Below are 25,922 nucleotides of genomic sequence, written 5' to 3' on the forward strand. Positions count from 1 at the left end.
GGGTAGTTCCCGAGCTACTACGACGTGTGGGACGACGCCAATGCCGGCAAAACCATGGGAAGCGCCCATTCGATGATGCTGGGCCTCGGCCTCGGGCTTGAAGGGCGCAGCGAGATGGATCGTGGCACCATGTGGTCGACCTATGAAAGTCCGTAGAAGATGGACGAGGTGTGGTCCAAGATCACCGAAATCGCCATCTCCGAGAAAAAGAACATCGAGCTCATCTGGAACGACGCCGACACCCAGAAGAACGAACTTCTGAACGAAGGCGTCATCGTCGGGCAGACCTGGGACGGTCCGCCGATCGCTCTCAAGACGGCGGGTGAGCCGGTCATGTACCGCGCGCCGAAGGAAGGCGCGATGGCCTGGGTGGATGGCATGGCAATGCCCACCGGCGCCAAGAACATCGACCAGATCTACGCCTTCATCGATGCGGCCTACGACGCAAAGCTGCCGGGCGAGGCGATCCAGACCCACGGCTACAACTCGCCGGTCATCGGGGCCGATGCCTATGGCGGCGAGATCTATACCAAGAACTTCGCCGACGCCTATCCCGGCGATGCGCTGGCCAACCTCAATCCCTAGCCCGCGGAAGCGCCCTGGTACTCCGAAAAGCGGACGGAATTCGCCAACAAGTTCCTGTCCGCCTGAGGCGTTCCGAAGACTGACGAGACAAATGGCGCAGCCGCCGCGTGGGGGTTGTCGGCTGCACCCCTCGCCCGCCCTTCGAGACGTTGACTTCGTCGGATCCTCGGTCGAGGCCCTCGGTACGACGCCTGGTGCATCGCGGTCGGATGCATGCACCGCTCCACGGCGCCATACCCGCAGACCTTCCCGCCGAAGTCTGGGGACCGTCTCGAAGGGTGGGCAATTCGGCTCTTCGACACCTCTCCGCCGCTGCCACGCCTGCGCAATCGCGAACGATGGGTCAACCCGCAGATCACGGATCGACGAGCACCGCCTTCCGCTGGAGTTTCAATGACCAAAGACGTTGTTCTCGACCATGTATTCAGTCCGCTTCGGCAGCTATACGGCCGTCGACAACGCCTACCTCACCATCAAGGGCGGCGAGTTCTTCTCCTTCCTCGGATCATCCGGTTGCGGCAAGACCACGCTGCTTCGGTGCGTTTCCGGTTTTGTGGAACCGACGGAAGGGCGCATCCTGATCGGTGATCAGGACATGGCGCGCGTCGGTCCGAACAAGCGTCCAACCGCGCTCATCTTCCAGAATCTGGCGCTTTTCCCGCTGATGTCGGTGGCCGACAACATCGCCTTTCCGCTGGAGGTGCACGGTATCTCCAAGCGCGAACGCCGCAAGCGGGCCGACGAACTTCTCGACATGATCGCCCTGCCCGGCGTCGGCGACAAGAAAGTGCACAAGCTTTCCGGCGGCCAGCGCCAACGCGTCGCGATTGCCCGGGCGCTTACCGTGGAACTCGATATCCTGCTTCTCGACGAACCGCTTTCCGCGCTCGATCTGAAGTTGCGCCATCATATGCGTACCGAGCTTCGCACTATCCAGCAGCGCGTCGGGCTCACCTTCATCTACATCACCTACGACCAGGGCGAGGCGCTGACCATGTCGGATCGCGTCGCGGTCATGAATGTCGGCGTGATCGAACAGATCGGCGATACCGAAAGCGTCTATGACCAACCCAAGACGCCTTTCGTGGCCTCGTTTGTGGGGGAGACGAACCGGATTTCAGGAAAGATCCTCGAACAGAAGGGCTAGATCGCGACCCTCGACACACCGATGGGCCGGTTGAGCGGCAAGGCCGCAGGTGGATGCTCCTTCAAAAAGGGCGACGACTGCCTGCTCTTCATCCGGCCGGAAAAGCTCGCTCTTGCATCCGATACGGTCGCCGACAACGCCATCTCCGCCAAGTGCGTTAAGGAAGAGTTTGAAGGCAGCGCGCCAGCTCTTCATGAAGGTAGGAGAACAGGACTTACGTCTGCCCTCGTCAATTCCGGCGGGACCGGTCCCCGCCTGCAGGTCAACGGCGACGCCACCATCGCCTTTGCCGCGACGAGCGCGACCGTTCTTCCTGCCGACAGAAGCGAGGGCTGACCCCGATGTCCTCCATCTCCAAGGCTTTTCAGGGGTTCGTCGGTCGGCACGGGATGGGGGCCGCCGCCTTTATCGGCGTCGCCTTCTTCTTCTGGGTGTTGTTCCTGATCGAGCTGCCGCAGCTGGCGATGCTCGACTATTCCTTCCCCCCACAATCTGCCGCGCGCGGAGATCGGCGGACCGTAGGACGTCTACACTCTCACCAACTACGCCTATTTCTTCTTCGCCTCCGACGGCTCGTTCAACACGATCGATATCGGCGTCCTCGTCAACACGATCATCGCCGCCGTGTTCGTCACGCTGATCGACATTGCCCTGTGCTATCCGATCGCTTTCATCCTTGCCCATTCGGCAACGGGGGGTGGCGGCCCGGCTGATGGTTATCGGGCTGATCGTGCCCTTCTGGGTCAACGAGATCCTGCGCGCCTTCGCCTTCCGAGTTCTGTTCGGGGCAACCGGCGTTATCAACGGCATCGGGCAGTCCATGGGGCTGTGGGATGTGCCCATCGATTTCATTCGAGCCGATGTCACGCTCTATAGCGGGCTCACCTGCGCCTACATCCTGCTGGTGGTCTTTCCGATCTACAACGCGGTCGAGGCGCTCTACCGCAACCAGATCGAGGCGGCGCGCGACATGGGCGCGAGCTGGTGGCGCGTCCATTGGCGCGTGGTCCTGCCCATCGCCAAGCCGGGCATCGCCTCGGGCGCGACGATGGTCTTTATGCTGACCGCCGGAGCATTCGCCGCGCCGCAGATCCTGGGCGAACCGTCGAACCTCTGGTTCACCCAGCTCATCTATCAATGGTTCAACCAGTCGGCCAACTGGCAGTGCGGCTCGGCCTATGCGGTGATCCTACTCGTGATCTGCATCTCGTTCGTCATGCTGTTGATGCGTGTCTTCAAGGTGAACATCGGAGCAATCGGACGATGAGCAAGGCAACCGGCGGGGGCCCGGTTACGATCGGCTACTCCCTCTTCTTCTTCGCATTCCTGTTCGGACCGCTCGTCATCATGGTCGTGACGGCGTTCAATTCGTCGTCCTTCCCGCGCATCACCCCGTGAGAATGCTTCACGACCGACTGGTTCTCCGTTCTGGTGGACAACTCGCGACTGATGGCGGGACTGGGAACAAGCGTCATCATCGGCATCGGAGTCGTTGCCTGCGCCGTACCGATCGGGCTGGCGGACACGCTAGCGCTATCGGAACTACCGCCGCGCCTGCGCGCCGCGCTCTACACCGTGCTGATCACGCCGATCCTCATTCCCGGCGTGGCGTTGGGCATCTCGACCATCGTCTTCTGGGGCATTGTCGGGCGGTCATTCGGCGAGGATTACGCCTCCACCTTCTACAATGGTCTCTTCCTGACGCTGATCGGCCAGATCACGTTCATTTCGGCCTATGCGATGCTGGTCTTTTCCGCCCGGCTGCAACGCTTCGACCCGAAATTGACAGAGACCGCTCTCGACCTCGGCGCCACACCCGGCCAGTGCTTTCGCAAGATCCTGCTACCGTTCCTGAAGCCCGCCATCGGGTCGGCGGCGTTCCTGACGCTGCTCGCCTCCAAGGTGCGGCTCGGCACCGATCCGTCGCTTTCCGCTCTCGCCGTGATCATCATCGGCCTGACACTGATCGGCGCGATCGTTCACGAGGCGCATACGCGACGACAGTCCTTGCTGCGCTCGGACAAGCCGCAGCTCTCGCCGTTTTATGTCAATCCGGTGGCGCGCGTGCTCACCCATCCCGCGGGGATGGCCGGTCTGCTGATCGCTCTGACGGGTCTTCTCGTCTATTTCGGCAGTCAGCACGACTCTTCTGCCTGCAAGGTCGATCTTCTGGAGAAGAAGCGGGCCGTTCAGGAACGTCTTCTGGAAGAACAGCGCGAGCGGATCCGCAAGCAGTGGGAGAACGCCGCACCGACAACATCCGGCACTCCGGCGAAGAACAATCCCTCGCCGCTCGGCGGTGCCTTCAAGCCGGGATCGCTCACCCCGAAAGAGGAAACGGCCCCGGCCAATCCCTCTCCCTTCGGCGGCGCGTTCAATCCCAATTCGCTGAAACCCTCGGATTGACGGCTATGGCCCAAGATCGATTGGCAGCAGAGGTCAGTTGAAAACGTCGGCGATCGCGGCTCGAAGCCCCGCATATAGCCCGTGCACCGGCAGAGATTGCCCGCAAGCCGCGTTTCCACTTCCTCTGCGGGCAGAGGCTCGCCTGAGAGATGAGCGGCGGCCAGCGAGACCAGCAGCTCCGGCGCGCAATAGCCGCACTGGATTGCGCCACGCGCCTCGAGAGCCCTGATGATAGGAGCTGCGACTTCGGACAGGCCTTCCGCAGTCACGATCCGTGTACCGTCAACCTTCCCGGCAACCAGCAGACAGGCATTCAAGGCCTTGCCGTCCAGCAACACCATGCAGGCCCCGCACCGGCCGATTCCGCAGGAAACGCGCACACTCTTCAGTCCAAACCGATCGACCAGAATGCGTGCGATCCGGTCGAATGGCTCGCACTCAACCGTGACCGGCTCACCGTTCAACGTGAATGCGACCTTCATCGCCCAGCCTCCAGAATATCCAGCACCCAGTCGGGATCGACCGGCAGACGCTGCGGTGACACGCTCAGCGCATCACGCACGACACTTGCGATTGCAGGCGCCACCGCATTGAGAACAATTTCCCCGGCTCCGCGAATGCCGACGGGATGATCCGCATCGAGCTCGGCCAGCAGGTGAACGCGCACATCTGGCATATCGGCGATAGTCGGGATGAAATAGCCGTCGAGATTTTGAGCGGAAAAGACACCGTCGACCGCCCGCAAATCTTCGGTGAGGCAGAAACCGAGCTCCTGAGCCGCACCGCCAGTCATCTGTCCTTCGAAGGCTGCGGGCACGAGCGGCTTTCCGCAGGTGGCAACACGTCGATACCAGTGCACGTCACCCGCCCCGTCCACCGATCGATGACAACGCTCGCCCGAGCCGCACACGCGGTAAAGAGCGTGTGGCAGGAGAAGCCGTCCAGATGGGTTTCGATGGGCTCGATCTCCATGTCCACGGAGACGGGGCCGCCCTCCGCGAGCGCGGCGAACCCGATATCCGGCCGGTTGCATCGCTCTGAAATGCGATGGAGCCCACCGGACCCGCAAACATACTCCTCCGGCTCGCCGCCCAATTGGCCGTACGGCCGCAGATTGGAGTACCAACCGCATGGCCGGAGCGCCACCTTGCGGACCAGACGAACGGCAATCTGCGTTCCCCGCGATGCCGACGTGGGCCCGCTGTCGCCAACAGCCGTTTCGCCGATGCGCAGGCTCACACGTCACCGGGGGAGATGTCGAAGGCTTCCTGCAGAGCGGCCGCGGCCGCGGCCATGAGCCCTCGCCCCATCTCGGTCATCGAGGTTTCCAGCGAAATCTGGCCGTCGCGAGAAAGCGTGAGCCGTCTCCGAGCCCCGTTCGCCCCTCCGCCTCCAAAACCCTCGCCCTTGCGGATCAGGGAGAGCCCGGCACCGGAGATGAAACGCTCGTCGGAACTGCGTGCGGAGAGAACCGGCAACGCGGCCAGTTCCTCACCGAGGACGGCAAGTTCCGGCATTGGAACCATCGTCTGCCCGAGCGGCCCCGGCGCATTCGCATCCGCCAGGTTCAGGCGGCGGAAAGCCGCGCGCTCGATCCCGGCCTTATCGGCGAGCACATCGATGGCAAGTTCCAGCGCGCACTGGGTTTGAACCGCTCCGAAGCCGCGAAAGGTTCCCGCAATGCCGTTGTTGGTGTAGGCGAGCCGTCCGACCAACCGCACGTTCGGCCAAGCATAAGCTCCCGGTGCGCATTCCATTGCGGTATCGAGCACTTCCGGCCCGTGGCTGGCATAGGCGCCGGTATCGGCAACAGCGTAGACGTCGAGAACGGTAAGCCGCCCTCCCTCGTCACACCCCGCCCTTAGCCGTATCGAAAAGGGACGCCGCTTGATCCCCGCCTCAATGGCCTCCGACCGATTGAGAACCAGCCGTACCGACCGCTGCGCCTTCACCGCAAGGAGAGCGAGCACCGGTTAAACGTGCAGATCCTCCTTGCCGCCATAGCTGCCACCGATAGGCGAGCCGACAACCGTTATTGCGCGCTCATCGAGCCCGGTCAGAGCACTGATAACCTGGCGAACATGGTGCGGATCATGCGCCGGAGCGCGGATCGTCAGCCTGTCGCCTTCCGGGACGGTGATACCACCTTCAAGCTCCAGCGCGACATGCATCTGTCGCGGTGTTTCCATTTTCTGATCAATCACATGGGCCGATGACTTCAAAGCCGTCTCAACATCGCCCTTGCCGTAGTCGAACCCGCAACAAAGGTTCCCGCCCGCATGAAGCAGCCCCCCTCGCCCAAAGCCACGTGCGGATCGCTTACCGTTTCCAGGATCTCGTATTCGACGGAAATCGCCGCTAGCGCGGCCTTTGCCTCGGCCATCGTTTCCGCAGCCACGGCCGCCACCGGTTCGCCGCGAAACTGAACGATGCCATCGGCCAGCGGCGGCTGATCCTTCAACCGCAGGCCATAGCGAAAGTCGGCAGGCATGTCCGCCGAGGTCTCCACCGCGTGCACGCCCAGCATGGCAGCGGCTTTTTCCGTATCCAATCGAAGGATCCGCGCATGGGGATGCGGGCTGCGCAGAACGAGTCCGACAAGTGTTCCGTCAGGCGCATCATCCGTCAGATAGCGAAAACGTCCGGTGAGTTTTTCGGCGATTTGCAGGCCCATGCCACGCTCTCCCGACGGAGACGAATATGTCTGCGGATCAGGTTCGTCGCGATCCGGGCAAGATGCGGATCACTGCAAGAAAACGCCTCGATATCTACGCTCTCACCCGAAAGGATCGTGATGACCGGTCGTGTCGGTCCCAATCGGTCGGCAATAAGCCAACCTCCGTCAGGCAACTGGCACCCGGAGACAACGACCTTTGCCGGAGAAAAGCTTGCCCGATGCCCGACCTTCTCGACGAAGACATTCGCCGAAAGTGCGGGCGGCACCTCTATCGCGGTCATGAGGACGTCGGTGGGCAAACTGTTTCCAATGGCAATCCGCGTACCACCCGCAAACAGGGCTTGCGCACCGAGCGCGACAAGCAGGATCTCCGTATCGCCGAGCCCCCAGGCGAGATTTCCGCCAATCGTCGCCAGATTGCGAATGCCCGAGGCTCCGACCAGAGCCAGCAGTTCCGACAAGGCAGGCAGACGCGCCACGATCACCGGATCGAGCCGCAGCTCTTCCAGGTGAGCATTGGCAGTGATCCTCAAGTCCCCATTGTCGAGTGGCTTGACGGTGGGGCCGAAATCGACATCCGAGACATCGATGACAGGCACGCCCGACGCCTCATGCTCCCATTCGAGTTGCAGGGCCGTCAGCTCCGCACCGTAGACAGCCTCCGGCCCGTAGAAGCCTTCAGCTCCAACGCTTCATCAAGCGTGCCTGCACGAGCAAACCCCATGTCAGTGCTCGCGGTCTTTCCAGAAGTCGGCCTGAACCTTCGCAGCCTCCTCGGCCAGAAACGGTCCCTTGACGACGATCTCACGTTGTCCGGCGGCAAAGACCGTGCGGCACAGCAGATCGAGCGTCGAATTTTCCGGGTGATCGCCCGTCATTTTCTTCAAGGACCGCTCGCTCTGACCGTAGACGACGCGGCCGATGCCCGCCCAATAGATCGCACCGGAACACACGGCGCAGGGCTCGGCGGAGGTGAACATGGTGCAGAGCTTAAGGAAATCCGGCTTCCATTTCTTCGCCGCCCGGCTCGTGAGAACCTTTTCCGCATGGGTGATCAGGTCGTCACCCTCGGACGAACAGGCATTGCCCTGTTCCAGCAGAACCTCGCCGTCCGGCCCTACGAGAATGCACCCGAAGGGATGATCGCCCCTTTTCCGGGCTTCCTCGGCCACGGCAATGGCACGGCGCAGGAATTCCTCATCGCGGGATTCATCGAATACGGACATGGAATTATCTTTCGGATTTCGGCAGCGACCAGGGCGCAAAACGCTTCTGGACGAAACCGACGATGCGGAACAACGTCAGCGGCAGGAGAACCAGAATCACCAGCCCCGAGAAGGCTTGCAGGATTTTGAAAAAGTGAGGTGGAGAAGGCGATGAAGAAGCCCAGCCCCTTTTCCGCCGCAACGAACTCCGCAACCACCACGCCGATCACGGCAAGCGTGGTCAAGATCTTCAGCGCCGAAAACAGGAAGGACAGCGCGAAGGGCAGCTGGATGTGGAAGATTTCCCGTGTCCGCACCGCACGCAGGGAACGCGACAGCTCGATCAGTTCCTCCGGCGTTGCCAGAAGCCCCGTCGTGGTGGAGGCAACGATCGGAAAGAAGGTGATCAGGAAGGTGATCACCACCTTCGGCATGTCACCCGCACCAAGTGTCACCACGATGATGGGCGCGACCGCCACGATCGGCGTTGACTGGATGACCACCAGCATCGGATAGAGCGTGCGCGACAACAACCGCGACATTGCCAGCCCGACTGCCAGCGGGATCGCCACCGCTATGGCGAGCGCATACCCCATCACTGCGACCCGCAACGTCGACCAGATATGCCCGTACCAGATCACCCAATCCACATTCAAACCGGCGGAAACGATCCGCGTCGGCGACAGTAGCAGGAACGAGGGAATGGGGAAGATCCATGTCGCCGCCTGCCAGACGCCGAGAACAACAAAGACGGCGAGGAACGGAGCAAAACGGTCCGCGAGTTGGACGATCTTTTTCACGATCACGCCCCCCTCAAGCCGCAGCCGGCTTGGAGAAGAGTTCTCCGCGGATGTGGTTGGCAAGCTCGGTGAAGGTCGGGTCCGAAAGCGTTTCAATGGTGCACGGACGGGCAAACGGTACGTCGATCACCTCGCGCACGGTGCCGGGACGTTCCGGTATGATGATGATGCGATCCGAAAGAAGCAACGCCTCGGGGATCGAATGGGTGATGAAGAGTACCGTCTTCGGCCGCTCCGACCAGATGCGCAGAAGCTCGAAACTCATTTCATCGCGGGTCAACGCATCGAGCGCGGAGAACCGCTCGTCCATGAGCAGAATATCGGGATCGAGTAGCAAGGCACGGGCGATGGCGACGCGCTGCTACATGCCGCCCGACAGCTCGTCGATGCGCTTTTGCGCGAAATCTCCAAGTCCCACCAGCGCCAGCAATTCGTGGGCCCGATCTTCATCTTCCCTGTGCACGCGGCCATACTTGTGGCGCATGGGAAAGGTGACGTTGTTCAGGACGTTGAACCAGGGGAGAAGCGTCGGCTTCTGGAAGACGATGCCGATCTCGTCACACAGCTCGGTCACCTTCATTCCGTAGATCTCGACGACGCCTTCGCTGGGATGGATCAACCCGGAAACGAGACGCAACAGGGTCGACTTCCTGCACCCCGAAGGCCCGAGAACCGATACGAATTCATGCCGCGTGATCTCGAAATCGAGCTCGGTCAACGCATGGATCGGTCGCCCGTCATTTTCAGTAAAGATCTGCTCGACATCGCGAAATCGGATAACCGGTATATTGGCCGCCATTGGTGTCCCCTGACGATAAAAGAAAATATCGACGGGCAGCCGAAACCGCCCGCCGACGACCCCTCCGGAATTAGATCACTTGAGGAAAGAGCGGTTGACGACGGTCTCCGGATCGAGCGCGCCCGTCTCCAGCCCCTGAGACTTGGCAACCCAGCCCCAGCTCGTCTTCAGAAGCTCGGGCGCGAAGGTGCCCATACCGTCCTTGTCGGAAATGTCGTTAACCATCAGCGGGATCGACGCCTTCTACTGCTCAACGGCCGTGGCTTCGTTGATCTCCGGCACCATCGCCTTGAGAGCAGCGCCCGCGCCTCCAGGATCCTTGATCGCCATCTCGTTTGCCTTCTTGAAGGCGACGACGAAGCGCTTCAGAACCTCGGGGCGTTCGGAAATCATCGTGTCGGAGGCAAAGATCAACAGGCCGTAACCATCAAAGCCGTATTCCGACCAGGGCAACGACTTGAAGGTCTTGCCGGCTTCCTTCATCGGACCGACAAACGCAGGCGCAACAGTCATCCAGTTGATCGTCGCATCGACCTGACCAGTCGCCAGAATCGGCGCCAGAGCGCCCGGATCGACTTTGAGAAGCTGCACGGAGCTGGGATCGACGTCGTTTGCCTCAAGCACCAGCGACGAGGAAAAGGTGGCCGTGGCGACCTTCTTGCCCGACACGTCGGCGAACTTCTCGATACCCGAGGAAGCGGTCGTGAAAATCACATCGGGCTGCTTGGTGTAAAGCGACATCACCGCCTTGGCCGGGGCCTTTTCGGTGGCGACCGCCTGCAGCAGACCCGAAAGTCCGCCGCTGCCGACATCGGCAGCTCCGGTGGAGAGCTTGGTGACGACGTCGGAGGACCCGCGGCCAACGGCAATGGTCACGTCGAGATCGGCATCGGCGAAGATGCCCTTCTCCACGCCGTAGTAGGTCGCCGCCTTGTCACCCGCGGGCAGCCAGTCGATCATGAAGGTGACAGGATCGGCAGCACTCGCCATTCCGGCGGAGGCTGCAAGGAAACCCGCCGAGGCGAGCATCGATTTCAGGAAACGCGATTTCATCTGAAGGCTCCGTCTGGGATTGGTGTTGGTTGGTTTTGGGAGGGTCCGTCGCCGGACCCTCTGGGCTCTTTTTTCAGCAGAAAAGGAAGGATGGCTTCAGCCAGCAGTTTCGGGGCAATGAGCTGCGGGACATGCCCCGTCGGCAGCGAAATCACGGTCGCCCCCGGCACGAGTTGCTGCATGCGCCGCTGCACGTCGATGAGGACGGACCGGTCTTCGGTCGCCTCGACGTAGAGACGCGGAATTCGGCCGAATCGTTCTGGCGGCGTCGTCACCCGCAAGGCCCGACCGCCCTCCCCTTGCGGTGTCAGTTTCAGTGCAGCCATCGCCGCCATGTCGGGCGGGCAATCGCTGAACAGGATCGCGGTCGCGGCCGCCCGAGGCACGGTGCTGACCTTGCCGTCCGCAGACCAGGACAGCTCGCCCGTCACCCCGGACGGCGAGCTGATAGAACCGTCGATCTCCGACTGGACTTCGGCAAACGTAACACCCGACGGCAACATCATGCCCGCCACGTAGACGATCCGCGCAAAGCGCTCGGCAACGGCCGAGGCAACGGGTTCCTCCCCCCGAATGGGCCACCAGCGAGACGAGGCCGCCGATCTCTTCAAGCAGCCGGCCAAAATAGTCGAGACATAGCGCAAGCGACGCCTCGCGGGGATCGGTGTCATCGCAGCCGTTTCCGGGAAGATCTACCGCGTGGACCTCAAGCCCCGCTTCCCGCGAGGGGCGAACGTATCCCACGCCCATCGTCCCTGCCAGGCGCCGTGAATGAAGATGACGGGATCACCCGAAGCCACTTCCACGCTCATGCGTAGGTCTTGCGGTACATGGTCTGAAGGTGCTCCTCCACCTTGATCGGCGGATAAAGCAGCACGTCGCCTTCCCTCAAGCAGATCGGAATGAAGCGCACCTCATAGTCGGGATTGCCCACATGGAAGAACGGGATCGAATAGCGCTCGCGGCCCGAGTCATCCACCACGCGGTGGAGGTTCGAGCGATAGCGCCGGTTCGTCCAGCGCTGGATCATATCCCCGAGATTACAGAGGAAAGCCCCCGGGATCGGATCGGCGTGGATCCAGCATTCCCCTTCGTTGTCGTAGACCTGAAGGCCGCCGACAGAATGGTCAGTCCGCCGAAATCGGTATGCGTTCCGGCCCCCTTCTCCCCTTCCGCCACATCGGCGCGCTGGGGCGGATAACGCAGCAGACACAAGGTCGCCAGCGGGTCGCGGCAATAGAGGGCGAAATAGGCTTCATCGAGATCCAGCGAGAGCGCGAGCCCCTGCATCAACCGACTTCCGAACTCCTGAAGAGCTGCAAAATAGGCAAGCATCGTGGGCCGAAATCCGGACAGATCGCTCGACCACTGGTTCGGTCCCCGATTGAACCGTCCGGCCTGAACGCGGGGATCGTCTTCCGGCAGTTCCACGCCGATATAAAAGCCTTCCTTGCGATCCGGCGGAGCACCGGCTTCCAGCGTCTGACCGCCCAGAACCTCATAGCCGCGATTGCAGCGCGACAGAGATTTCTCGATCTCCATCTTCTTCTCGAAGGACTGATCGAAAAGCGCCTTCGTCTCGACGAACATCGCATCGATCAGGCCTTACGGCACGCCGTGGCCGGAGCAGTAGAAAAAGCCCTTGTCGAGACAGGCACGCCGCAACGCTTCCCCGACGCCTTTGCAACGAAGCGGATCGGAAGAAGAAAGATCGGACACATCGATGACCGGGAGGGCAGCCGTATCGATCTTCTGAGCGGTAAGAGCGGTTTGCGCAGACATGCGAAAGTTCCAGGGCTGGTTCCGGGAAACATAATTTGCGCAAGACGCTATTCTGTCGCATGTGATCAAAAAAGCACTGTTTTTCGCCCAGGGCGCTGCCGGTTTGGCATCGCCTGCACTTGCGTCAGAACCTGCCTATTTTTACGGCAACCACACCGACGATCCGAAGAGCAACAGCCCCAAAGCAGAAGTTATGCCGGCAGGGACGAGACAACTGCGCCCCGGAATTCCGCGATTTCCTGACTATCCGATTGACAGAACGTCGCAATTTGGAGCGGTTCCAAATCGGATATCGTCCGTGATCCGGCGGCTCCACCTCCCCGCCCATTTCAGGTCTCGGAGGCATCTGGACCAGTTCGCTACCGATCCCCGCACAGTCGTCAGTGACGTTCCTGCTCGAACCTTTCGCGTTCCTGCAATTCGGAAATTAATATCTGAAGAAACAGATCGACGGGTGCGGGCAAGGAGCGTCCGGCCCGAACATAGACACCGAGATCACTCCAGATCGGACCAGTCAGGGGTACATGCACCACTTCCCCGGTCGATCAGCTTCTCAAGGCCGATGGGCGTCTGAAACGCGATGGCGGGGCTTTGCAGCGCGAGTTGACGCATCAGCTCGATGGAGTTGGTCCGCATGATCGGCTCCACCGACCGGTTCGCCTGCCGGACTACGAGGGTGAGAAGCTGATGGATCGACAGGTCGCTGGCGGCAAACACGAGCGGATAATCGCTGCAGGTCGCAAAGCTCACTGCCGTCTCGTTGGCGAGCGGATGATCGGGCGCCATGATCGCGCCCAGCTTGAAGCTTGCGACATAGATCTGCCTGAGATCGGGATAACGCGGCAGGTTGAAGGCGATGCCGACATCCGCCAGCCCGGCTTCCAGCGCCTCCGGAATACGGGCCGAGCCCATCATTTTCGCGCCCACGGTAATGCGCGGGGCTTTCTCCCGCAGTTGACGCAAGACGCAGGGCAGAAGTCCCGGACACACGCCTTCAATCGCGGCGATCCCAACATGGCCGACGCGTGCGCCCTTCAGGGCCTCGATTTCCGAACTGATCCGGTCGAGATCCTACAAAACGACGATCACGTGATGCGCCAGGATCTCGCCCGCGGACGTCAGTGTGACGCCGGAGGGATTTCGGTCGAAGAGCGCCGTACCGATTTCCGCTTCAAGTCTGAGAATCTGGCGATTGACCGCGGACGGCGCCACATTGAGGCGTCGTGCAGCCTCACGGATGAACCCCGCACGACGGACGGCATCGAAATATTGCAGCGCGCTGGAATGGATACGCATGGGAAGGACCGACTGGAAGGGCAGGCTCAGCTACCATAGCCCGGAGATCCCCATAGGGAAACGTCCCAAATACGTCGCGAACAAAAGAAGTTAGCGCGCAGACGGCTCACGGTTGAACGAAGCCGCCAGCTACCTCGCCGGAGGCTGACCAGGTTTGGCGTCGGCATGCATCTCGAGACAGCGGGTCTGATCCTCGTGACGCAGCACTATGTGATCATCGCCGATCGTCGCCACCATCCATTCGCCGATCCGTTCGTCGACGCCAACCCAGCGTTCCTTGTGGGAAGAGCGACCGACAACCAGCGCCTTGCTGGTTCGGTTCGTTATCATAACGCCGACGAGATCCACATCCGGCTCGCTCACGGGAACCGGCGGAGCTTCGGGCTCCGGTACGGTCTCGACAACCTGCGGTTCTTCCGCCGTCTCATCGTCGGGCATGCGCCGCCCCTCGATGATCGAGGTCAGGCTTGCGGGATCATACCCCTCCCACTCGGGTAGGGCTTCCGCCAGAACTGCCCCTACCTTGCCACCAGCCCCGTTGGCTGCAATCGGAGAGATGTCCACCTCATGCGACAGACGTCCGGCAAAGACAGCCCCAACAGCACGGTCAGAGCGAGCAGGAGCAGACTTGAAAGCCCGGGCAATATGCGCTCCATCATTTGCCCTCCCCTTGCATAAACGGCGCGAACACGTCGAGGCGCGCGGCAAGCGGCAACTTCTGATCGGGTCTGCGGGTCCCGAAGATCTGTTGGCGACGCAAATCCGTTCCGGTGAGGAAGAGAAACGGCTCCGTATTCTCCATGGCTCCGATCAAATCGCGCACCGCACCGATCTCCCCTTCGCATTCGACGCGCAGATCGATGACGTCGAAATCCTCAAAGGATCCGGTTTCCAACGGCGAGATGCTGATGACACTCACCCCGTGTTGACGGGCTTCATCCTGCAGGAACGCCTGAACCTTGGCCGCCACGATCGACCGGCTTTGCCCCCGCCAGCTCTGGCCGGAACGATCACTTGCAACCGGCGCATTGTGCGACTACGATAGGATTGCCTCGACCCGCCCCAGTTGAGACCGCGCCACCTTGATTTCTTCACCGACGGTGCGATACTGGTCATAGGCGGGCACGATCACCACCTAGACGACGGACCAGAGCAGTACAGCAAGCAGCGCCACCGCCGCTATGCGACTGCCAAGGCTTCTATATCTCACGGCAAGATCATTCACCGCGCACCTCCGTCTTCAACGGAAAGAGACGGTGTCTCGCCCGAGCCCGTCGCCAGGTCGAAGGTGATGTCGAAGCGCTCCAGATGGTCGTCGGGATTGATCATCACGGGTGATGCGAAGGCCACGCCCGAGATCTTATCGAGAGCCTCCAATCTCTCGATCAGAGGCGCGGCGGATTTGGCGAATCCGCTGATCCGGCCAGATGTTCCGGAAAACTCAAGCCCGCTGAGGAAGATCGTATCCGGCAGGACTTCAGAAAACGCGTTCCACACCACATCCACCGAGGACGTGCGAACCTTCTCGCGCACCAGTACCACGGTGGCATCGTATGCGGCGACGGCCTCGGCCTGCTCACGGCGCAGACGGATCGTCCGCGATTTTGCTGCCTCCAGCCGCGTCGTCACCGTTTCAAGCGCTGCTTCGCACTGCCAATAGGCAAGCCCCCCGGTCGCTCCGGCCAACAGAATGCTTATGCCGAGGAGAGCGGCATTCAGGCGTTTCCAGCGACGCCGCATGCGATCCACCGACGTTTCAAGCTTCATCAGCTCCAGCGCACGTCTGTCCGAAACCCCGTCGAACACAAGCGCCCCGATATCGAGACCATTCTCACGCGCCAATAACAGAACGCTCAGAACGAGATCGCGCCGCAGGATCACCGTCTCCACGTCGAGCTAACCGCCCGCACGCCCAACAACACGCCACTTCCACACCGCGCTTTGACGGGTAAACGGGGCCGATTTCTCGATATCGAGTGCGATGATGTCATCGAGCTTGGCGATGGCACTGGCGGGATAATTCGCCCGACGCCGCAAGACGAGATCGTCCGTCAGATCGAGTATCAACGGCTGCGACCGCTTCTTCGCACCCTCAAGCTTGCGGGCAAGGACCTGCCAGCTTTCCGGTTCCAGAGTCGCGAAAAAACCGCGCCCCTCCCCGTCCCGCTCATCAGGAACGCGGGCCAGTCGCACCGCGACACCGCCGGAACGCCGGGGCAGAACGAGGTGCAACAACGGCGAGAAGACCGTCGCCAATTCTATCGTCCACCAGGCCCAGAACCCCAGAACCGCGTTCTGAAGCATTGGCATCGAAGAATTGTCAATTAGTCTGGCCATGCACGTTATGATCTATTGGCTAGGGACGGTCGTGATATCGAATCCCTTTCGGCATATTGCAAGCCTACCCTCAGATCGCGGTTGCCGTGTCGATGGTATGTAAAGAAAAGCGTAGAACATCGCTGTGTAGAACATCGCTGTTGAGCCAGGTCGGATCAAACCGTGCGAGCCTCGTTGATACCATGTCGGCAGCTCTGCTGGAAATGGAGATACTCGACACTGCCGCAGTGGAGCGCACACGCCGTGCACAGGCTCAGACGTCGGCGCGTTTCGATACCGTTCTGGCCGAACTCAGGCTTCTCAGCGACCGGGATCTCGCCGACTTCTGGGCGAAATAGCTTGAAATTCCGCGTTTCGATACGATGATGACGCCAGAAAACGCGATCCTGGAAGACCTGCTACCGCTGAGCTTTCTCAACAACAACGCGGTAGTCCCCCTGCTTGAGAAAAAGGGGCGCCTCCACGTGGCGATGGCCGATCCGCTGGATGAGAAAGCCCTCTCGACGATCGGCTACCTGCTCGATGCGGAAATCCGCCCCGTCGCGGCAAGCCGCAAGGAAATCGCCGATCTTCTGAAAGCGCTCTACGAGCCCGTATCGGTGGAAAGCGACGTCCGCGCTCCTTCAGGCACCGCCGTCAGCCGGTCCGATGTGGAGCACCTTCGCGCCCTCGCCAATGAAGGGCCCGTCATCCAGAAGGCCAACGCGATCCTGTCGACGGTGCTGGAACGCGGCGCCTCCGACGTGCATCTAGAGCCTGACCGTCATGCGCTGCTGGTGCGATTGCGGATCGATGGTCATCTGCACGATCTGGAGACAATCGACGTGGAAACCCGCGCCGCCATCGTCTCGCGCGTGAAGATGATGGCCCGGATGGACATCACCGAACGCCGCCTGCCGCAGGACGGGCGGGTGACGGTGACGATCCGCGGCCGGGACACGGACCTGCGCATTTCTACCCTTCCCACCATGCACGGCGAGAGCACCGTCATCCACCTGCTGCGCCGCGACGAGAGTAGGCTCGACTGGGACACGCTCGGCTTCACGCCCGCGCTTCGCGAGAACCTGTCCGACATCCTGTCGAACCCGAACGGCATCTTCCTTGTCACCGGGCCGACCGGATCGGGCAAGACGACGACGCTCTACACTGCGCTGCTCCAGCTCAACGAGCGTGAAAAGAAGCTGATCTCGGTGGAAGACCCGGTCGAAATCCGCCTGCCCGGCATCAATCAGGTGTAGGTGCAATCAGAAATCGGGCTCGACTTTGCCTCCGCCCTGCGCTCCATCCTGCGTCAGGACCCGGACATCGTGATGATCGGCGAAATCCGCGATCTGGAAACCGCGGAAATCGCAATCCTCACCTCGCTGATTGGCCATCTGGTTCTGTCGACGCTGCACACTAACGACGCAGCTGCCGCAATCACTCGCCTGACCGAAATGGGAACCTCCCCCTATCTGATGGCGGCCTGCGTCAGGGCGGTTCTCTCCCAACGCCTCGTGCGTATTCTCTGCCCTGCCTGCAGCGAGCCCCTTCCCGCGGATCAATTGCCCGAGCATATCCGCCGTGAGGAAGAGACCGCCGGACGTCACACCGCCTACCGCAAGGCGGTCGGGTGCCCTACCTGTCGGGGAACCGGCTATTCGGGGCGCAAGGTCATATGCGAACTGGTGCCGGTCGATGCCGCCATCCGCGAGCACATTCTGGCCGGTCACGGCGAGGCCGAGATCTCGGCCGCCGCCCGGACCGCGGGACATGACCGCCTCATCGATGACGGACTTCGGCTCGCCCGCGATGGACGCACCTCGCTTTAAGAAGTCCTGAGCGTCGCCGAACGTTCCATCTAGGAGGCGGGGCATGGCCGCATTCGCCTACAAGGCCTATTTCTCAACCGGCTCGCTCGTTTCCGGAGAGCTTGAGGCGGACACCGAGATCGGCGCCTTCGCAGCACTGCGCGATCGCGGACTAGTGTCGGTGGAAATCGCGGAAGGCTCGTCGCCCGAAACGGCGGCCCGCGAAACGGCCCGCGTCCGAGATCCGAAGCTGCTCGTCCGCTTCACGCGCATGATGGCAAGCTTGACCGCGATGCGGTCGCGATCGCCCGCGACGGCGAGAAGCGCGCATCGGCGCGCTCCGCATTGGCAAAGGTGCATGACGCCATCCTGAACGGCGCCGATCTCTCCGAAGCGCTGGAGCGCATCCCCGGCCTCGCACTGCCCGCCTACCGAAGCCTTGTTCTGGTGGGAGAACGCTCCGGCGCACTCGCCGCCCATCTGGAACGCGAACAGGAAACCCGCGCACGCATTCGGGCGGGGCTCCTCTACCCCTCCATCCTGTTTGCCACCTCCATCGGGGTCGTGCTGGTCATCGCCACCATTCTCGTCCCAGCCGTCGCCCCGCTTTTTGAAAACGCGGGCCAGAAGACACCGCCGATCATCGCCTTCGTGACGCTCGCCAAGTTCGACGATTTCGGAAAACTGGATCGCCTTCCTGAGCGGGCTGGCGGTATCCCTGCTCGTATTGGCGCACCTGTGGCGGATGGAAAGCGTGCGCGCAGGCTTCGAACGTCTCGCGTTCGCCATACCGCTCATTTCCACGCTCAAGGCCAATATCGAGATCGCCTGCTTTTCCCACACGCTCGGCACGATACTCAGAAACGGTGTCTCACTGGAGCAGGCGCTGGAAACGACACGGGGAACACTTGCCAGCCGCATCTATCGCGCCTCCATCGGCCGCGCGATATCCGCGATCCGAAACGGCGAGAGCTTCGCCGCAACATTGCATGATGCGCCCCATGTCCCGATGCTCGCGCGCAGGATGGTACGCATCGGGGAAGAAACGGGAACCCTGCCGGACATGCTCGACCATATCGGCAAGATTCTGGAAGCGGAGGCCTCCAGACAGATCCAGCTCATTTTCCAGCTTGTTCCGCCCATCCTGACCCTTGCCATTGGCCTCGGCGTCGGCAGCTTCATCCTCGTCATCATGAACGCGGTGTTGAGCGTCAACGACCTGGCCTTTTGACCGCGATGCGACGCCGCCGATTACCACTCTCCTACGAAACCCGACGCCGAGGTTTCGTTCTGCTGGAGACGCTGATCGCCTTCGCGATCCTTGCGGTCATGCTGGGCGCGGCCTACCGGATCACCGGATCAGGCGCAGCAACGCTTGCTAGAGCCGAAGTCGCGGCACGCGTGCTCAACCAGATGCAATCGGAATTCGATGACCTTCTCGCAGGAGAAAAGCTCACTCCGGGCACGGAGACGGAAGCCCTCGACGATGATTTTACCCGCGTCCGAACCGTGCGCCGGGTTCGAGCACTTTGCCAATCGGGCACCCGGACCGTCCTCTATCGCGTGGAAATCGCCATCTACCGATCGGACAACGTCAATTTCTCCCGTCCGGTCATGAGCCTGGAGACCTTGCGCGTCGAACCCGGAGGTTCGGGATCGTGAGGAACAGCACGAAGGGCAGGTCCGGTTTTGCGGTGATGGAATTGCTGATCGCAATGGCGTTCCTCGGTGTGATCGCCAGTTTCATTGCCGGTTCGCTTGCCTTCGGCAACAGGATCTGGGACCGCACCGGGCTGGCATCGGACAACGGCCGATGTCTGAGCGAACTGAGCTTCCTGCGCACAAGCCTGTCGCACGCCCTGATCTTCAATAAGGGATAATCGGGCAAACCTTCCGCCTTCGAGGGACAGGCCAATTACGTCGGTATCGTCGTCTTGCGCTCCACATCCGGCTATGCAGCGGATCAGCCGTGGCGGATTTCCTTTGCCCACATACCGCAAACCGATTTTCTGACCGTAGGCTTCTCCTCTCGCTTCACCGGTCGGGCCATGCCGCAGGAACGCAAGATCCTGCAACATCTCTCGGATTTCTCCGTGCGCTACTACGGACGCCCGCTCGATCAGGATCAGGCCCGCTGGCAACAGGAATGGGTCGACCAGCCGCATCTTCTCGACCGGATCGAGGTCTCGATCACCTTCGAAGACGGGGACGACCGGACATCACGGACATTGACGGTCCAGCCGAAGGTCCACTGAAGCCCGGATCAACCGAGATCGCCCGACTTGGCGCACCTACCAGTTGCCGACATCGGCATCTTCCCCGGATCCGCCTTCCAGGCCGTCACGCCCGAACGAATAGACGTCAAACTCGGCGTGCTGGCCGGGATAGCGATATCGATAAGCCCAGTTCCAGGGATCGGTCAGTGCAGAGGCCTGCTTCAGATAGGGGCCGTTCCAGCGGGTTTCCGCAGGAGGCGCGGCGACAAGCGCCAAAAGTCCCGTATCTTCGCCCGGATAGCGCCCGGTATCGAGGAAATAGAGTTCAAGCGCGCTCTCGATCTCCTTGATCTGGAGAGCCGCCGTCTTGGTCTTGGCGCGAGAGAAATAGGTGATCGCACGCGGGCCGACGACACTCGCCACCAATGCGATGATGGCAAGCACGACCAGCACTTCCAGAAAGGAAAACCCGCGCCGTGCGGACCGCCTCCTTCGATACCGACGCGACTGACGTGCCTCGCCGCTCGGCGGCATCTCCCCTACGATCATTCATTCCCCCAATCCGAAATCTGCTTAACCACGCCGCGTCACGCTCCCCACGTTACGGGACCGAATATCCATACCATCCAGATACCGAAGGCAAGATAGGGACCAAACGCAATCTGACGGCGCAAGAACCGCCGCCCTCCCCGCACCCGACGAAACAGGATCGCAGTGATTGCCGCAACCGAGCCGATCAAAAGAAAAGAACGCCGGGCAAGCCTTGCGGGCCGAGCCAGGCGCCCGCGGCCGCAAACAATTTCACATCCCCAAAGCCCAGTTCGGAAATGCCGCGCCAACGCCTGTAGCCCTCCGCCACTGCCCAAAGCAAAGTTCCGCCGACGATCGCCGCAAGAACATGCAGGGTGAGCACAATCGGATCGATGAACCACGTGGCCGCAAGTCCCAACGGAATGAGCCCGAGGCTCACCGTATCGCGAATCATGAACTCGCGCATATCGACGGCTGCCCCCCAGGCGAGCATCGCCGCCAACACAAGGCTGAAGACCAGGATCAGTCCGGGATACGGCCCATGCACGACCCGTACGACGAGCGCGACGGCGAACATCAGCGCAAAACAGATCAAGGCCGTTTCCAGATGTCTGCGCGCGCTCATGCGGGAGGCCCGCACCTCGCGATGTCCTGCCATATCGGTATCTGCTATGGATTGACGCTCGATAGCTGCCATGAGGGACGCGCGGTCTGCCGGATCCGGTGAAACGTTTGGGAACTCTGTTGCGAAATCTGTGTCCCGCGGCGGCCCGCAACCGCGGAGTGGGTTCACGCGGCTTTTCAATCCTGACCGTACTTTTGAGCCTGACTCTGCTTGCCAGCATTCTGGCCGGTTTTGCAAGCGTGGTCCAGAACCGCACGATACGGATTGCCCGACGCGCCGCAGATGCCGGGATCACCATTGCGGTAGCGGCACTTGTCGAAAACGTAAGCGACGAGAAGGACATCTCCCAGAAAACGGCCGACGACGACACACCGTTTGCCTGCCCTTTTAATGACAACACGACGTTCATCATCGCCATGCAGGATGTCGCCGGGCGCCTCGATCTCAACAAGGGATCATCGGATCTCTTTCGAGCCGCTCTGATCGGTCTGGCGGAACCGAATGCAATCTCCGCCCTCGTTGCCGCCATTGAACGACGTCGCAACGGCGACGGCTTCCGGCTGGTGCAGGAATTCGCCCAACTACCGGGGGTTACGAGTGAAGTCTATTCGAGACTGCACATGGATCTCACGGTTCACAGTGCCCTTACGGCTCTCGACAAGGCCTCGACCCGACCGGACTTGCGATCCCGTCTGGTGCGTGCAGGCGTCTCACCGGATGCCGCCTATGCAGCGTCTGCCGATGACAGGAAATTCGCTCTCAGCGTTCTGGCCCGCACCGCACCGGACCACGGCTATTTTTTTGAAACAAAAGTCAAAATCCGGCCGGAGAGTTTCCCGATCTATCAAACCCTGTCGTGGAACAGCCACGTCGTACGCGTCTCGACCATACCTCTGCCTTACGGTGAGTGGTTCGACCATGTCCAAGCGGAAAAAGTCGCGCCGTGCACGGGATCGTGAGATTCGCAGCCGTTCATTTGCACCCGATTCTCATGAACGTTACGTCCGAATGACATTTTAATTCCGTATTTCTCCCTATATTCGATTAATCCTTTTTACTTTCCGCACATTTCCTGTTGATCCCGTGTGGAAAAGAACAAATTGATCTCACAAGAAGCTCTGGAACGCCTAAAATCTACCGCTGGGAAAGCGTGCGGGGAATTTTCGGATTTGGGCTTTGGGATTGGGACAGCGCGAGCGCTGTCGGCACTTCCTGCTGCTGGTCCCCCTGGTTCTGGCGGCCTGTGCTGGACGGACGTTGCCGACGGGCCGCCTTCCAAAGGCACCAACCCCAGCGGTTTCAGCCGGGCGCACCTGCCGACCAACGTCGCCGCCCGCAGCGCCTGCGCGCCGATTCTCCGCACGCGCAGCTTTATCCCGGCACCGCACAATTCGTTCGGCACCAGCAGCAACGAGTCCTTCGCCATCACGGATGATGACCGCGTTCATCTGAACCTGGCCAATGCGAGCATTTCCGCCGCCGCCAAGGTGATCGTTTCCGACATTCTGGGGCGCGACTACATCATTGATCCAAAGGTCAGCGGCACGGTTACCATCCAGACCACAAACGCGATCCGCAAAAGCGCCTTGCTCGACACCTTCGACGCGCTCCTGCGCTTTTCGGGGGCCGCCCTCGTCGTCAGCGACGATCTCGTGCACATCGTACCCGCCTCCGCACCGGACGTACTTACGGTCAACAATCCTGCGCTCGGCCACAACAACGCCCGCGGCGTCGGGCTCGCCGCCAAGGTGGTTCCGCTCGAATACGTCTCGGCGCGCGAAATGCAGCGCCTGCTGCAGCTGGTCGTCGGCAGCGACAAGGTCCTGCACGTAGATGAACGCCGGAATGTCCTGATCATCAGTGGCAATCCGCGCGAGATCGCCACCGTGCTTGATGAGATCAATCTCTTCGACATCGACCAGATGAAGGGCATGTCCTTCGCCCTCCTTCCGGTCAAGAACGCGGATTCGGAGGCGATCGTCACCGAGCTCGACACGATCTTCTCCACGGAGAGGATAGCGGAGCGCTGAAAGGCGTGGTTCGTTTCGTGCCAAGCCAGCGCCTGAACTCCATTCTCGTCATCTCGGCCCGGCCCCGTTATCTCGATCAGGCGCAGAAATGGGTCGAACGCCTCGATCGGATCGCCGGGGGCACCAAACGCCAGCTCTTCATCTATTCGATCCAGAACCGCGCGGCGGGAGAACTGGCGATGCTGCTCGCTAACATTCTCACGGACCCGAACTCCAAGAAGAACGCAAACGCAACGGGTGGAGCAACAGGAGAGACATCGGCGGCCACCAATGCACGCGTCGGCGGCCTTCCAGGCAGCCGCCACCGCACGCACGAACACCGCCACGTCCAACTCTGCGACAAATACGGGACAATCCTCCAGTTCCGGATCAACGGTCGGTTCCGGGCTTACAGCGGTGACGCCCGCCAACTTCACGGCAAGCGGCCTTGCGGATGAAACGCAGGCAAAGGAAGGCAACGGCATCCGCGTGGTTGCCGACGAAGCCAACAACGCAATCCTGATCTACGCGACACCGGACGAGTACAACACCATTCTGATGATGCTGAAACGGCTGGATTTCTTGCCGAACCAGGTTCTTCTGGAAGCGACGATCGCGGAAGTGACACTAACCGATCAGCTCAGTTTCGGCCTGCGCTGGTTCTTCGAAAACAGCAATTACAGCCTGTCCTTCTCCGAGGATTCCGGCGGTGCAACAGGCTCAGTCTTTCCCGGCTTTTCGTTCCTGTTTTCCGGAGAAGAAGCCGCCATCGCGCTCAACGCGCTTTCGTCGATCACCAACGTCAACGTGATCTCGTCCCCCAACCTGATGGTTCTGGACAATCGTAAGGCGGTTCTGCGGATCGGCGATCAGATTCCGATCGCAACGCAGCAGGCAGTCGACACCACCGAGACGAACACCATCGTCAACTCCATCGAGTTGAAGGATACCGGCATCATCCTTTCCGTCGTGCCTCGGGTAAATGACAGCGGCCGCGTGATCCTCGATATCGAGCAGGAAGTTTCCGACGTGGTCCGCACCACCACGTCAGACATCGACAGCCCAACCATCCGCCAGCGCAAGGTCAACACGACCGTAGTGGTGAAGGACGGTGACAGCCTGGCGCTCGGCGACCTCATCCAGCAGCGGGCTGATGTGTCCAGCAGCGGGCCGATGTGGTCAAGTCGCAGGTGACGGTCCTCGACGACGTGCCGGTGGTCGGCAATCTCTTCCGCCACGAGGACGATACCGAAACCCGAACCGAGCTTCTGATCCTGATCACGCCGCACGTCGTGCGCAACTTCCAGGAAGCCAACGACGTGACGGACGAATTCCGCCGCCAACTCGGCGGCCTCCACGCCCTCGGCAACAAGCCGAAGAACGCGCTACAGCACAAGCTCAATCGTCTGGCGCGTTAGCAGCATTCCCGCCCCCGAGCCGTTAACGACACACTTGCGTGCAGAATGCACATCCTGGCTCGGAACGCCCAGCACGACCGATAGGAAACGGCGAGCGCTCGCCAACCGGCAAAAGTTTCCGGACGAGACGATTTTGCCGCCACAGAGCTGCCCACCGATCGCATAACTCCAATATTTCTTATCGTTTCTGACTGGCACGCTTTATGCGCCCGATGCGTATGTTTAGCGTTCCGGAGAGCGGAGTTCCCATGGACATTAGCGATGCACATCGGCTGTCGACCATTCCCCTTGCCATGATCCCTCAACCGCGACTTCGCGAAATAGCTTCAGCCGAGCCCCTCACAAGGCCGCCGACCGAGTTCTCACTCGAAGACATCTCAATCGACGATGATACGGCGACCGGCTCCGCATCCGACAACCAGACAACCTCCCGGCTAACCTGCCCTTCCGGCGATTGCGCACAAACCTTTCTCAATTTCCTGACACAACTCCAAGAACTCGGCTTTTTCGGCGGTGAAGGCGAGGACTTCGTAAATTACGTCCCCGGGGCGAACGTCACGGGGACTGACGAAGGAGACCATATCGCGGTTGGATCCAACGCTTCGGTCGGCTCTGGGGGCGGCAACGACACGATCTATGCATGGTCGGATTCCGCCATCGACGCGGGACAGGGAGATGACTTCGTTTCTGCCTGGTCCGGCAGTCGGATCCTCGGCGGCGCGGGCAACGACCACCTCACCGGCTGGTCGCAGAGCAGGATTGACGGCGGTGAAGGAGACGACAGGATCGACGCCTGGTCGAACAGCTCCGTCGACGGAGGTGATGGGGATGACGATATCACCGTTCGGAGCAAAAGCTATGCCGCGGGCGGCAGCGGCGACAATATCATCTCCGCCTGGACGAACAGTGTCATTGACGGAGGCAGCGGCGGCGACACGATCACCGCCAACGGCGCAACCTCGATACAATTCGGCGAAGGTGTGACTCCGGAGGGTACTCAAGCGGCCTATTCGGGCACCACCGCAACGATCAGCTTCGAGGGCTCCGAAGACACAATCACCGTTCGCCAGCCGTCACCGAGATCAACAGTCGTTCTCTACTTTTGCCGACGGAACGACAATGCCGCCTGAAAACGACGTGAGCGATACGGAGATCAGTTGATCCCAATATCCCTGCGCATGAGCGAGACCACGGGCCGGACGATCTCCGGCCCTTTTTGTGCACTCGGTCCCTTGAAGCCCGTGTA

At 61.1% G+C, this 25,922-nt stretch carries 38 protein-coding genes and 4 pseudogenes; 19 read left to right on the forward strand and 23 right to left on the reverse strand.

From position 1 onward, the window contains the following. Positions 1-24 precede the first annotated feature (24 nt). From QNJ43_RS01615 to QNJ43_RS01645, 7 genes are all read left to right on the forward strand, one after another. Positions 25-156 (forward strand): hypothetical protein, encoded by a 132-nt coding sequence (locus QNJ43_RS01615; RefSeq protein ID WP_300466839.1) that lies wholly within the window; start codon positions 25-27, stop codon positions 154-156. A 3-nt stretch (positions 157-159) separates the two neighbouring features. Further along, positions 160-585 carry an extracellular solute-binding protein gene (locus QNJ43_RS01620; protein WP_300466841.1) on the forward strand — a complete coding sequence of 142 codons (426 nt, stop codon included), beginning with the start codon at positions 160-162 and terminating at the stop codon, positions 583-585. 418 nt (positions 586-1,003) lie between these two features. Continuing rightward, the gene (locus QNJ43_RS01625) at positions 1,004-1,732 is read left to right on the forward strand and encodes an ABC transporter ATP-binding protein (RefSeq protein WP_300466843.1); all 729 of its coding nucleotides are present in this window, start codon (positions 1,004-1,006) and stop codon (positions 1,730-1,732) included. Between the two features lie 21 nt (positions 1,733-1,753). Continuing rightward, positions 1,754-2,068 (forward strand): hypothetical protein, encoded by a 315-nt coding sequence (locus QNJ43_RS01630; protein ID WP_300466845.1) that lies wholly within the window; start codon positions 1,754-1,756, stop codon positions 2,066-2,068. Positions 2,069-2,429: 361 nt separating this feature from the next. Next, on the forward strand, positions 2,430-2,999 hold the full coding sequence (locus tag QNJ43_RS01635; RefSeq protein WP_346432830.1) for an ABC transporter permease: 570 nt from the start codon (positions 2,430-2,432) through the stop codon (positions 2,997-2,999). Continuing rightward, positions 2,996-3,130: a hypothetical protein gene (locus tag QNJ43_RS01640; protein WP_300466849.1), complete on the forward strand. Its 135-nt coding sequence runs from the start codon at positions 2,996-2,998 to the stop codon at positions 3,128-3,130. The genes QNJ43_RS01635 and QNJ43_RS01640 overlap by 4 nt, the downstream gene beginning before the upstream one ends. 33 nt (positions 3,131-3,163) lie before the next feature. Continuing rightward, positions 3,164-4,138, forward strand: a complete 975-nt coding sequence (locus tag QNJ43_RS01645; RefSeq protein ID WP_300466851.1) for an ABC transporter permease subunit — start codon at positions 3,164-3,166, stop codon at positions 4,136-4,138. Positions 4,139-4,616: 478 nt separating this feature from the next. On the opposite strand, the gene QNJ43_RS01650 is transcribed toward QNJ43_RS01645, so the two are convergent. From QNJ43_RS01650 to QNJ43_RS01745, 20 genes and pseudogenes are all read right to left on the reverse strand, one after another. Next, the gene (locus tag QNJ43_RS01650) at positions 4,617-5,015 is read right to left on the reverse strand and encodes a molybdopterin cofactor-binding domain-containing protein (RefSeq protein WP_300466852.1); all 399 of its coding nucleotides are present in this window, start codon (positions 5,013-5,015) and stop codon (positions 4,617-4,619) included. Further along, a complete protein-coding gene (locus tag QNJ43_RS01655) occupies positions 4,928-5,377 on the reverse strand; it encodes a hypothetical protein (RefSeq protein WP_300467304.1) in 450 nt (149 codons plus the stop codon). The genes QNJ43_RS01650 and QNJ43_RS01655 overlap by 88 nt, the downstream gene beginning before the upstream one ends. After that, positions 5,374-6,360 (reverse strand): annotated as a pseudogene (locus QNJ43_RS01660) (molybdopterin cofactor-binding domain-containing protein). Before QNJ43_RS01660 ends, QNJ43_RS01655 begins: the two are co-directional and overlap by 4 nt. Beyond that, on the reverse strand, positions 6,357-6,812 hold the full coding sequence (locus QNJ43_RS01665; protein WP_300466854.1) for a hypothetical protein: 456 nt from the start codon (positions 6,810-6,812) through the stop codon (positions 6,357-6,359). Before QNJ43_RS01665 ends, QNJ43_RS01660 begins: the two are co-directional and overlap by 4 nt. Next, entirely contained in the window at positions 6,764-7,414 is a 651-nt protein-coding gene (locus QNJ43_RS01670; protein WP_300466856.1) for an FAD binding domain-containing protein, read from the reverse strand. Before QNJ43_RS01670 ends, QNJ43_RS01665 begins: the two co-directional genes overlap by 49 nt. A 126-nt stretch (positions 7,415-7,540) precedes the next feature. After that, the gene (locus QNJ43_RS01675) at positions 7,541-7,987 is read right to left on the reverse strand and encodes a nucleoside deaminase (RefSeq protein WP_346432802.1); all 447 of its coding nucleotides are present in this window, start codon (positions 7,985-7,987) and stop codon (positions 7,541-7,543) included. After that, positions 7,933-8,820, reverse strand: coding sequence for an ABC transporter permease (locus QNJ43_RS01680; RefSeq protein WP_300466860.1), 888 nt, complete (start codon positions 8,818-8,820; stop codon positions 7,933-7,935). Before QNJ43_RS01680 ends, QNJ43_RS01675 begins: the two co-directional genes overlap by 55 nt. Before the next feature lie 13 nt (positions 8,821-8,833). Then, positions 8,834-9,157: a hypothetical protein gene (locus QNJ43_RS01685; RefSeq protein WP_300466862.1), complete on the reverse strand. Its 324-nt coding sequence runs from the start codon at positions 9,155-9,157 to the stop codon at positions 8,834-8,836. Between the two features lie 24 nt (positions 9,158-9,181). Beyond that, complete coding sequence (locus tag QNJ43_RS01690) at positions 9,182-9,619, reverse strand: ATP-binding cassette domain-containing protein (RefSeq protein WP_300466864.1); 438 nt, start codon at positions 9,617-9,619, stop codon at positions 9,182-9,184. A 75-nt stretch (positions 9,620-9,694) separates the two neighbouring features. Continuing rightward, positions 9,695-9,844 carry a hypothetical protein gene (locus QNJ43_RS01695; RefSeq protein WP_300466866.1) on the reverse strand — a complete coding sequence of 50 codons (150 nt, stop codon included), beginning with the start codon at positions 9,842-9,844 and terminating at the stop codon, positions 9,695-9,697. An 18-nt stretch (positions 9,845-9,862) separates the two neighbouring features. Beyond that, positions 9,863-10,672 (reverse strand): ABC transporter substrate-binding protein, encoded by an 810-nt coding sequence (locus QNJ43_RS01700; RefSeq protein WP_300466868.1) that lies wholly within the window; start codon positions 10,670-10,672, stop codon positions 9,863-9,865. Further along, positions 10,669-11,316, reverse strand: a complete 648-nt coding sequence (locus QNJ43_RS01705; protein WP_300466870.1) for a hypothetical protein — start codon at positions 11,314-11,316, stop codon at positions 10,669-10,671. The genes QNJ43_RS01700 and QNJ43_RS01705 overlap by 4 nt, the downstream gene beginning before the upstream one ends. A gap of 164 nt (positions 11,317-11,480) precedes the next feature. Beyond that, a complete protein-coding gene (locus QNJ43_RS01710; protein ID WP_300467276.1) occupies positions 11,481-11,750 on the reverse strand; it encodes a 2OG-Fe(II) oxygenase family protein in 270 nt (89 codons plus the stop codon). Then, positions 11,699-12,454 (reverse strand): annotated as a pseudogene (locus QNJ43_RS01715) (2-oxoglutarate and iron-dependent oxygenase domain-containing protein). Before QNJ43_RS01715 ends, QNJ43_RS01710 begins: the two are co-directional and overlap by 52 nt. Before the next feature lie 495 nt (positions 12,455-12,949). After that, positions 12,950-13,513, reverse strand: coding sequence for a LysR substrate-binding domain-containing protein (locus QNJ43_RS01720; protein WP_346432831.1), 564 nt, complete (start codon positions 13,511-13,513; stop codon positions 12,950-12,952). 12 nt (positions 13,514-13,525) lie between these two features. After that, positions 13,526-13,750: a LysR family transcriptional regulator gene (locus tag QNJ43_RS01725; RefSeq protein WP_300466874.1), complete on the reverse strand. Its 225-nt coding sequence runs from the start codon at positions 13,748-13,750 to the stop codon at positions 13,526-13,528. 129 nt (positions 13,751-13,879) lie between these two features. Then, entirely contained in the window at positions 13,880-14,314 is a 435-nt protein-coding gene (locus QNJ43_RS01730; RefSeq protein WP_300466875.1) for a hypothetical protein, read from the reverse strand. Positions 14,315-14,405: 91 nt separating this feature from the next. Then, positions 14,406-14,729: pseudogene (locus tag QNJ43_RS01735) on the reverse strand (GspMb/PilO family protein); the annotation flags it as partial. Positions 14,730-14,971: 242 nt separating this feature from the next. Then, positions 14,972-15,640, reverse strand: a complete 669-nt coding sequence (locus QNJ43_RS01740) for a PilN domain-containing protein (RefSeq protein ID WP_300466877.1) — start codon at positions 15,638-15,640, stop codon at positions 14,972-14,974. A gap of 6 nt (positions 15,641-15,646) precedes the next feature. After that, complete coding sequence (locus tag QNJ43_RS01745; RefSeq protein WP_300466879.1) at positions 15,647-16,060, reverse strand: hypothetical protein; 414 nt, start codon at positions 16,058-16,060, stop codon at positions 15,647-15,649. Between the two features lie 167 nt (positions 16,061-16,227). Here QNJ43_RS01745 and QNJ43_RS01750 point away from each other — a divergent pair, with 167 nt between their 5' ends. Continuing rightward, on the forward strand, positions 16,228-16,425 hold the full coding sequence (locus QNJ43_RS01750) for a hypothetical protein (RefSeq protein ID WP_300466881.1): 198 nt from the start codon (positions 16,228-16,230) through the stop codon (positions 16,423-16,425). 6 nt (positions 16,426-16,431) lie between these two features. Then, positions 16,432-17,898 (forward strand): annotated as a pseudogene (locus tag QNJ43_RS01755) (GspE/PulE family protein). A 66-nt stretch (positions 17,899-17,964) separates the two neighbouring features. Here QNJ43_RS01755 and QNJ43_RS01760 read toward each other — a convergent pair. Beyond that, on the reverse strand, positions 17,965-18,666 hold the full coding sequence (locus QNJ43_RS01760; RefSeq protein ID WP_300466883.1) for a hypothetical protein: 702 nt from the start codon (positions 18,664-18,666) through the stop codon (positions 17,965-17,967). On the opposite strand from QNJ43_RS01760, the gene QNJ43_RS01765 reads away from it, so the two are divergent. The 4 genes from QNJ43_RS01765 to QNJ43_RS01780 are packed head-to-tail and all read left to right on the forward strand — an operon-like array spanning position 18,632 to position 20,132. Next, entirely contained in the window at positions 18,632-19,108 is a 477-nt protein-coding gene (locus tag QNJ43_RS01765; RefSeq protein WP_300466886.1) for a type II secretion system F family protein, read from the forward strand. The two genes, QNJ43_RS01760 and QNJ43_RS01765, sit on opposite strands and share 35 nt — an antisense overlap. Positions 19,109-19,113: 5 nt before the next feature. After that, positions 19,114-19,539, forward strand: a complete 426-nt coding sequence (locus tag QNJ43_RS01770; protein WP_300467277.1) for a prepilin-type N-terminal cleavage/methylation domain-containing protein — start codon at positions 19,114-19,116, stop codon at positions 19,537-19,539. Further along, positions 19,536-19,757, forward strand: coding sequence for a hypothetical protein (locus QNJ43_RS01775; RefSeq protein WP_300466888.1), 222 nt, complete (start codon positions 19,536-19,538; stop codon positions 19,755-19,757). Before QNJ43_RS01770 ends, QNJ43_RS01775 begins: the two co-directional genes overlap by 4 nt. Before the next feature lie 54 nt (positions 19,758-19,811). After that, positions 19,812-20,132 (forward strand): hypothetical protein, encoded by a 321-nt coding sequence (locus tag QNJ43_RS01780; protein ID WP_300466890.1) that lies wholly within the window; start codon positions 19,812-19,814, stop codon positions 20,130-20,132. A 36-nt stretch (positions 20,133-20,168) separates the two neighbouring features. Here the strand turns inward: QNJ43_RS01780 and gspG are convergent, their stop codons facing one another. Continuing rightward, entirely contained in the window at positions 20,169-20,642 is a 474-nt protein-coding gene (gene gspG / locus QNJ43_RS01785) for a type II secretion system major pseudopilin GspG (RefSeq protein WP_300466892.1), read from the reverse strand. Between the two features lie 187 nt (positions 20,643-20,829). Further along, the gene (locus QNJ43_RS01790) at positions 20,830-21,201 is read right to left on the reverse strand and encodes an A24 family peptidase (RefSeq protein ID WP_300466893.1); all 372 of its coding nucleotides are present in this window, start codon (positions 21,199-21,201) and stop codon (positions 20,830-20,832) included. Positions 21,202-21,443: 242 nt separating this feature from the next. On the opposite strand from QNJ43_RS01790, the gene QNJ43_RS01795 reads away from it, so the two are divergent. From QNJ43_RS01795 to QNJ43_RS01820, 6 genes are all read left to right on the forward strand, one after another. Further along, the gene (locus tag QNJ43_RS01795) at positions 21,444-22,208 is read left to right on the forward strand and encodes a hypothetical protein (RefSeq protein WP_300466895.1); all 765 of its coding nucleotides are present in this window, start codon (positions 21,444-21,446) and stop codon (positions 22,206-22,208) included. A 210-nt stretch (positions 22,209-22,418) separates the two neighbouring features. Continuing rightward, positions 22,419-23,279: a secretin N-terminal domain-containing protein gene (locus tag QNJ43_RS01800; protein WP_300466897.1), complete on the forward strand. Its 861-nt coding sequence runs from the start codon at positions 22,419-22,421 to the stop codon at positions 23,277-23,279. 5 nt (positions 23,280-23,284) lie between these two features. Continuing rightward, positions 23,285-23,716: a hypothetical protein gene (locus QNJ43_RS01805; RefSeq protein ID WP_300466899.1), complete on the forward strand. Its 432-nt coding sequence runs from the start codon at positions 23,285-23,287 to the stop codon at positions 23,714-23,716. Then, a complete protein-coding gene (locus QNJ43_RS01810; RefSeq protein WP_300466901.1) occupies positions 23,676-24,452 on the forward strand; it encodes a secretin N-terminal domain-containing protein in 777 nt (258 codons plus the stop codon). Before QNJ43_RS01805 ends, QNJ43_RS01810 begins: the two co-directional genes overlap by 41 nt. Further along, positions 24,449-24,676 (forward strand): hypothetical protein, encoded by a 228-nt coding sequence (locus QNJ43_RS01815; RefSeq protein WP_300466903.1) that lies wholly within the window; start codon positions 24,449-24,451, stop codon positions 24,674-24,676. The genes QNJ43_RS01810 and QNJ43_RS01815 overlap by 4 nt, the downstream gene beginning before the upstream one ends. Before the next feature lie 248 nt (positions 24,677-24,924). Continuing rightward, positions 24,925-25,806, forward strand: a complete 882-nt coding sequence (locus QNJ43_RS01820; RefSeq protein ID WP_300466905.1) for a hypothetical protein — start codon at positions 24,925-24,927, stop codon at positions 25,804-25,806. Positions 25,807-25,922: the final 116 nt, after the last annotated feature.

The organism is Breoghania sp., assembly GCF_030066895.1.
In the GTDB taxonomy this organism is placed as follows: domain Bacteria; phylum Pseudomonadota; class Alphaproteobacteria; order Rhizobiales; family Stappiaceae; genus Breoghania.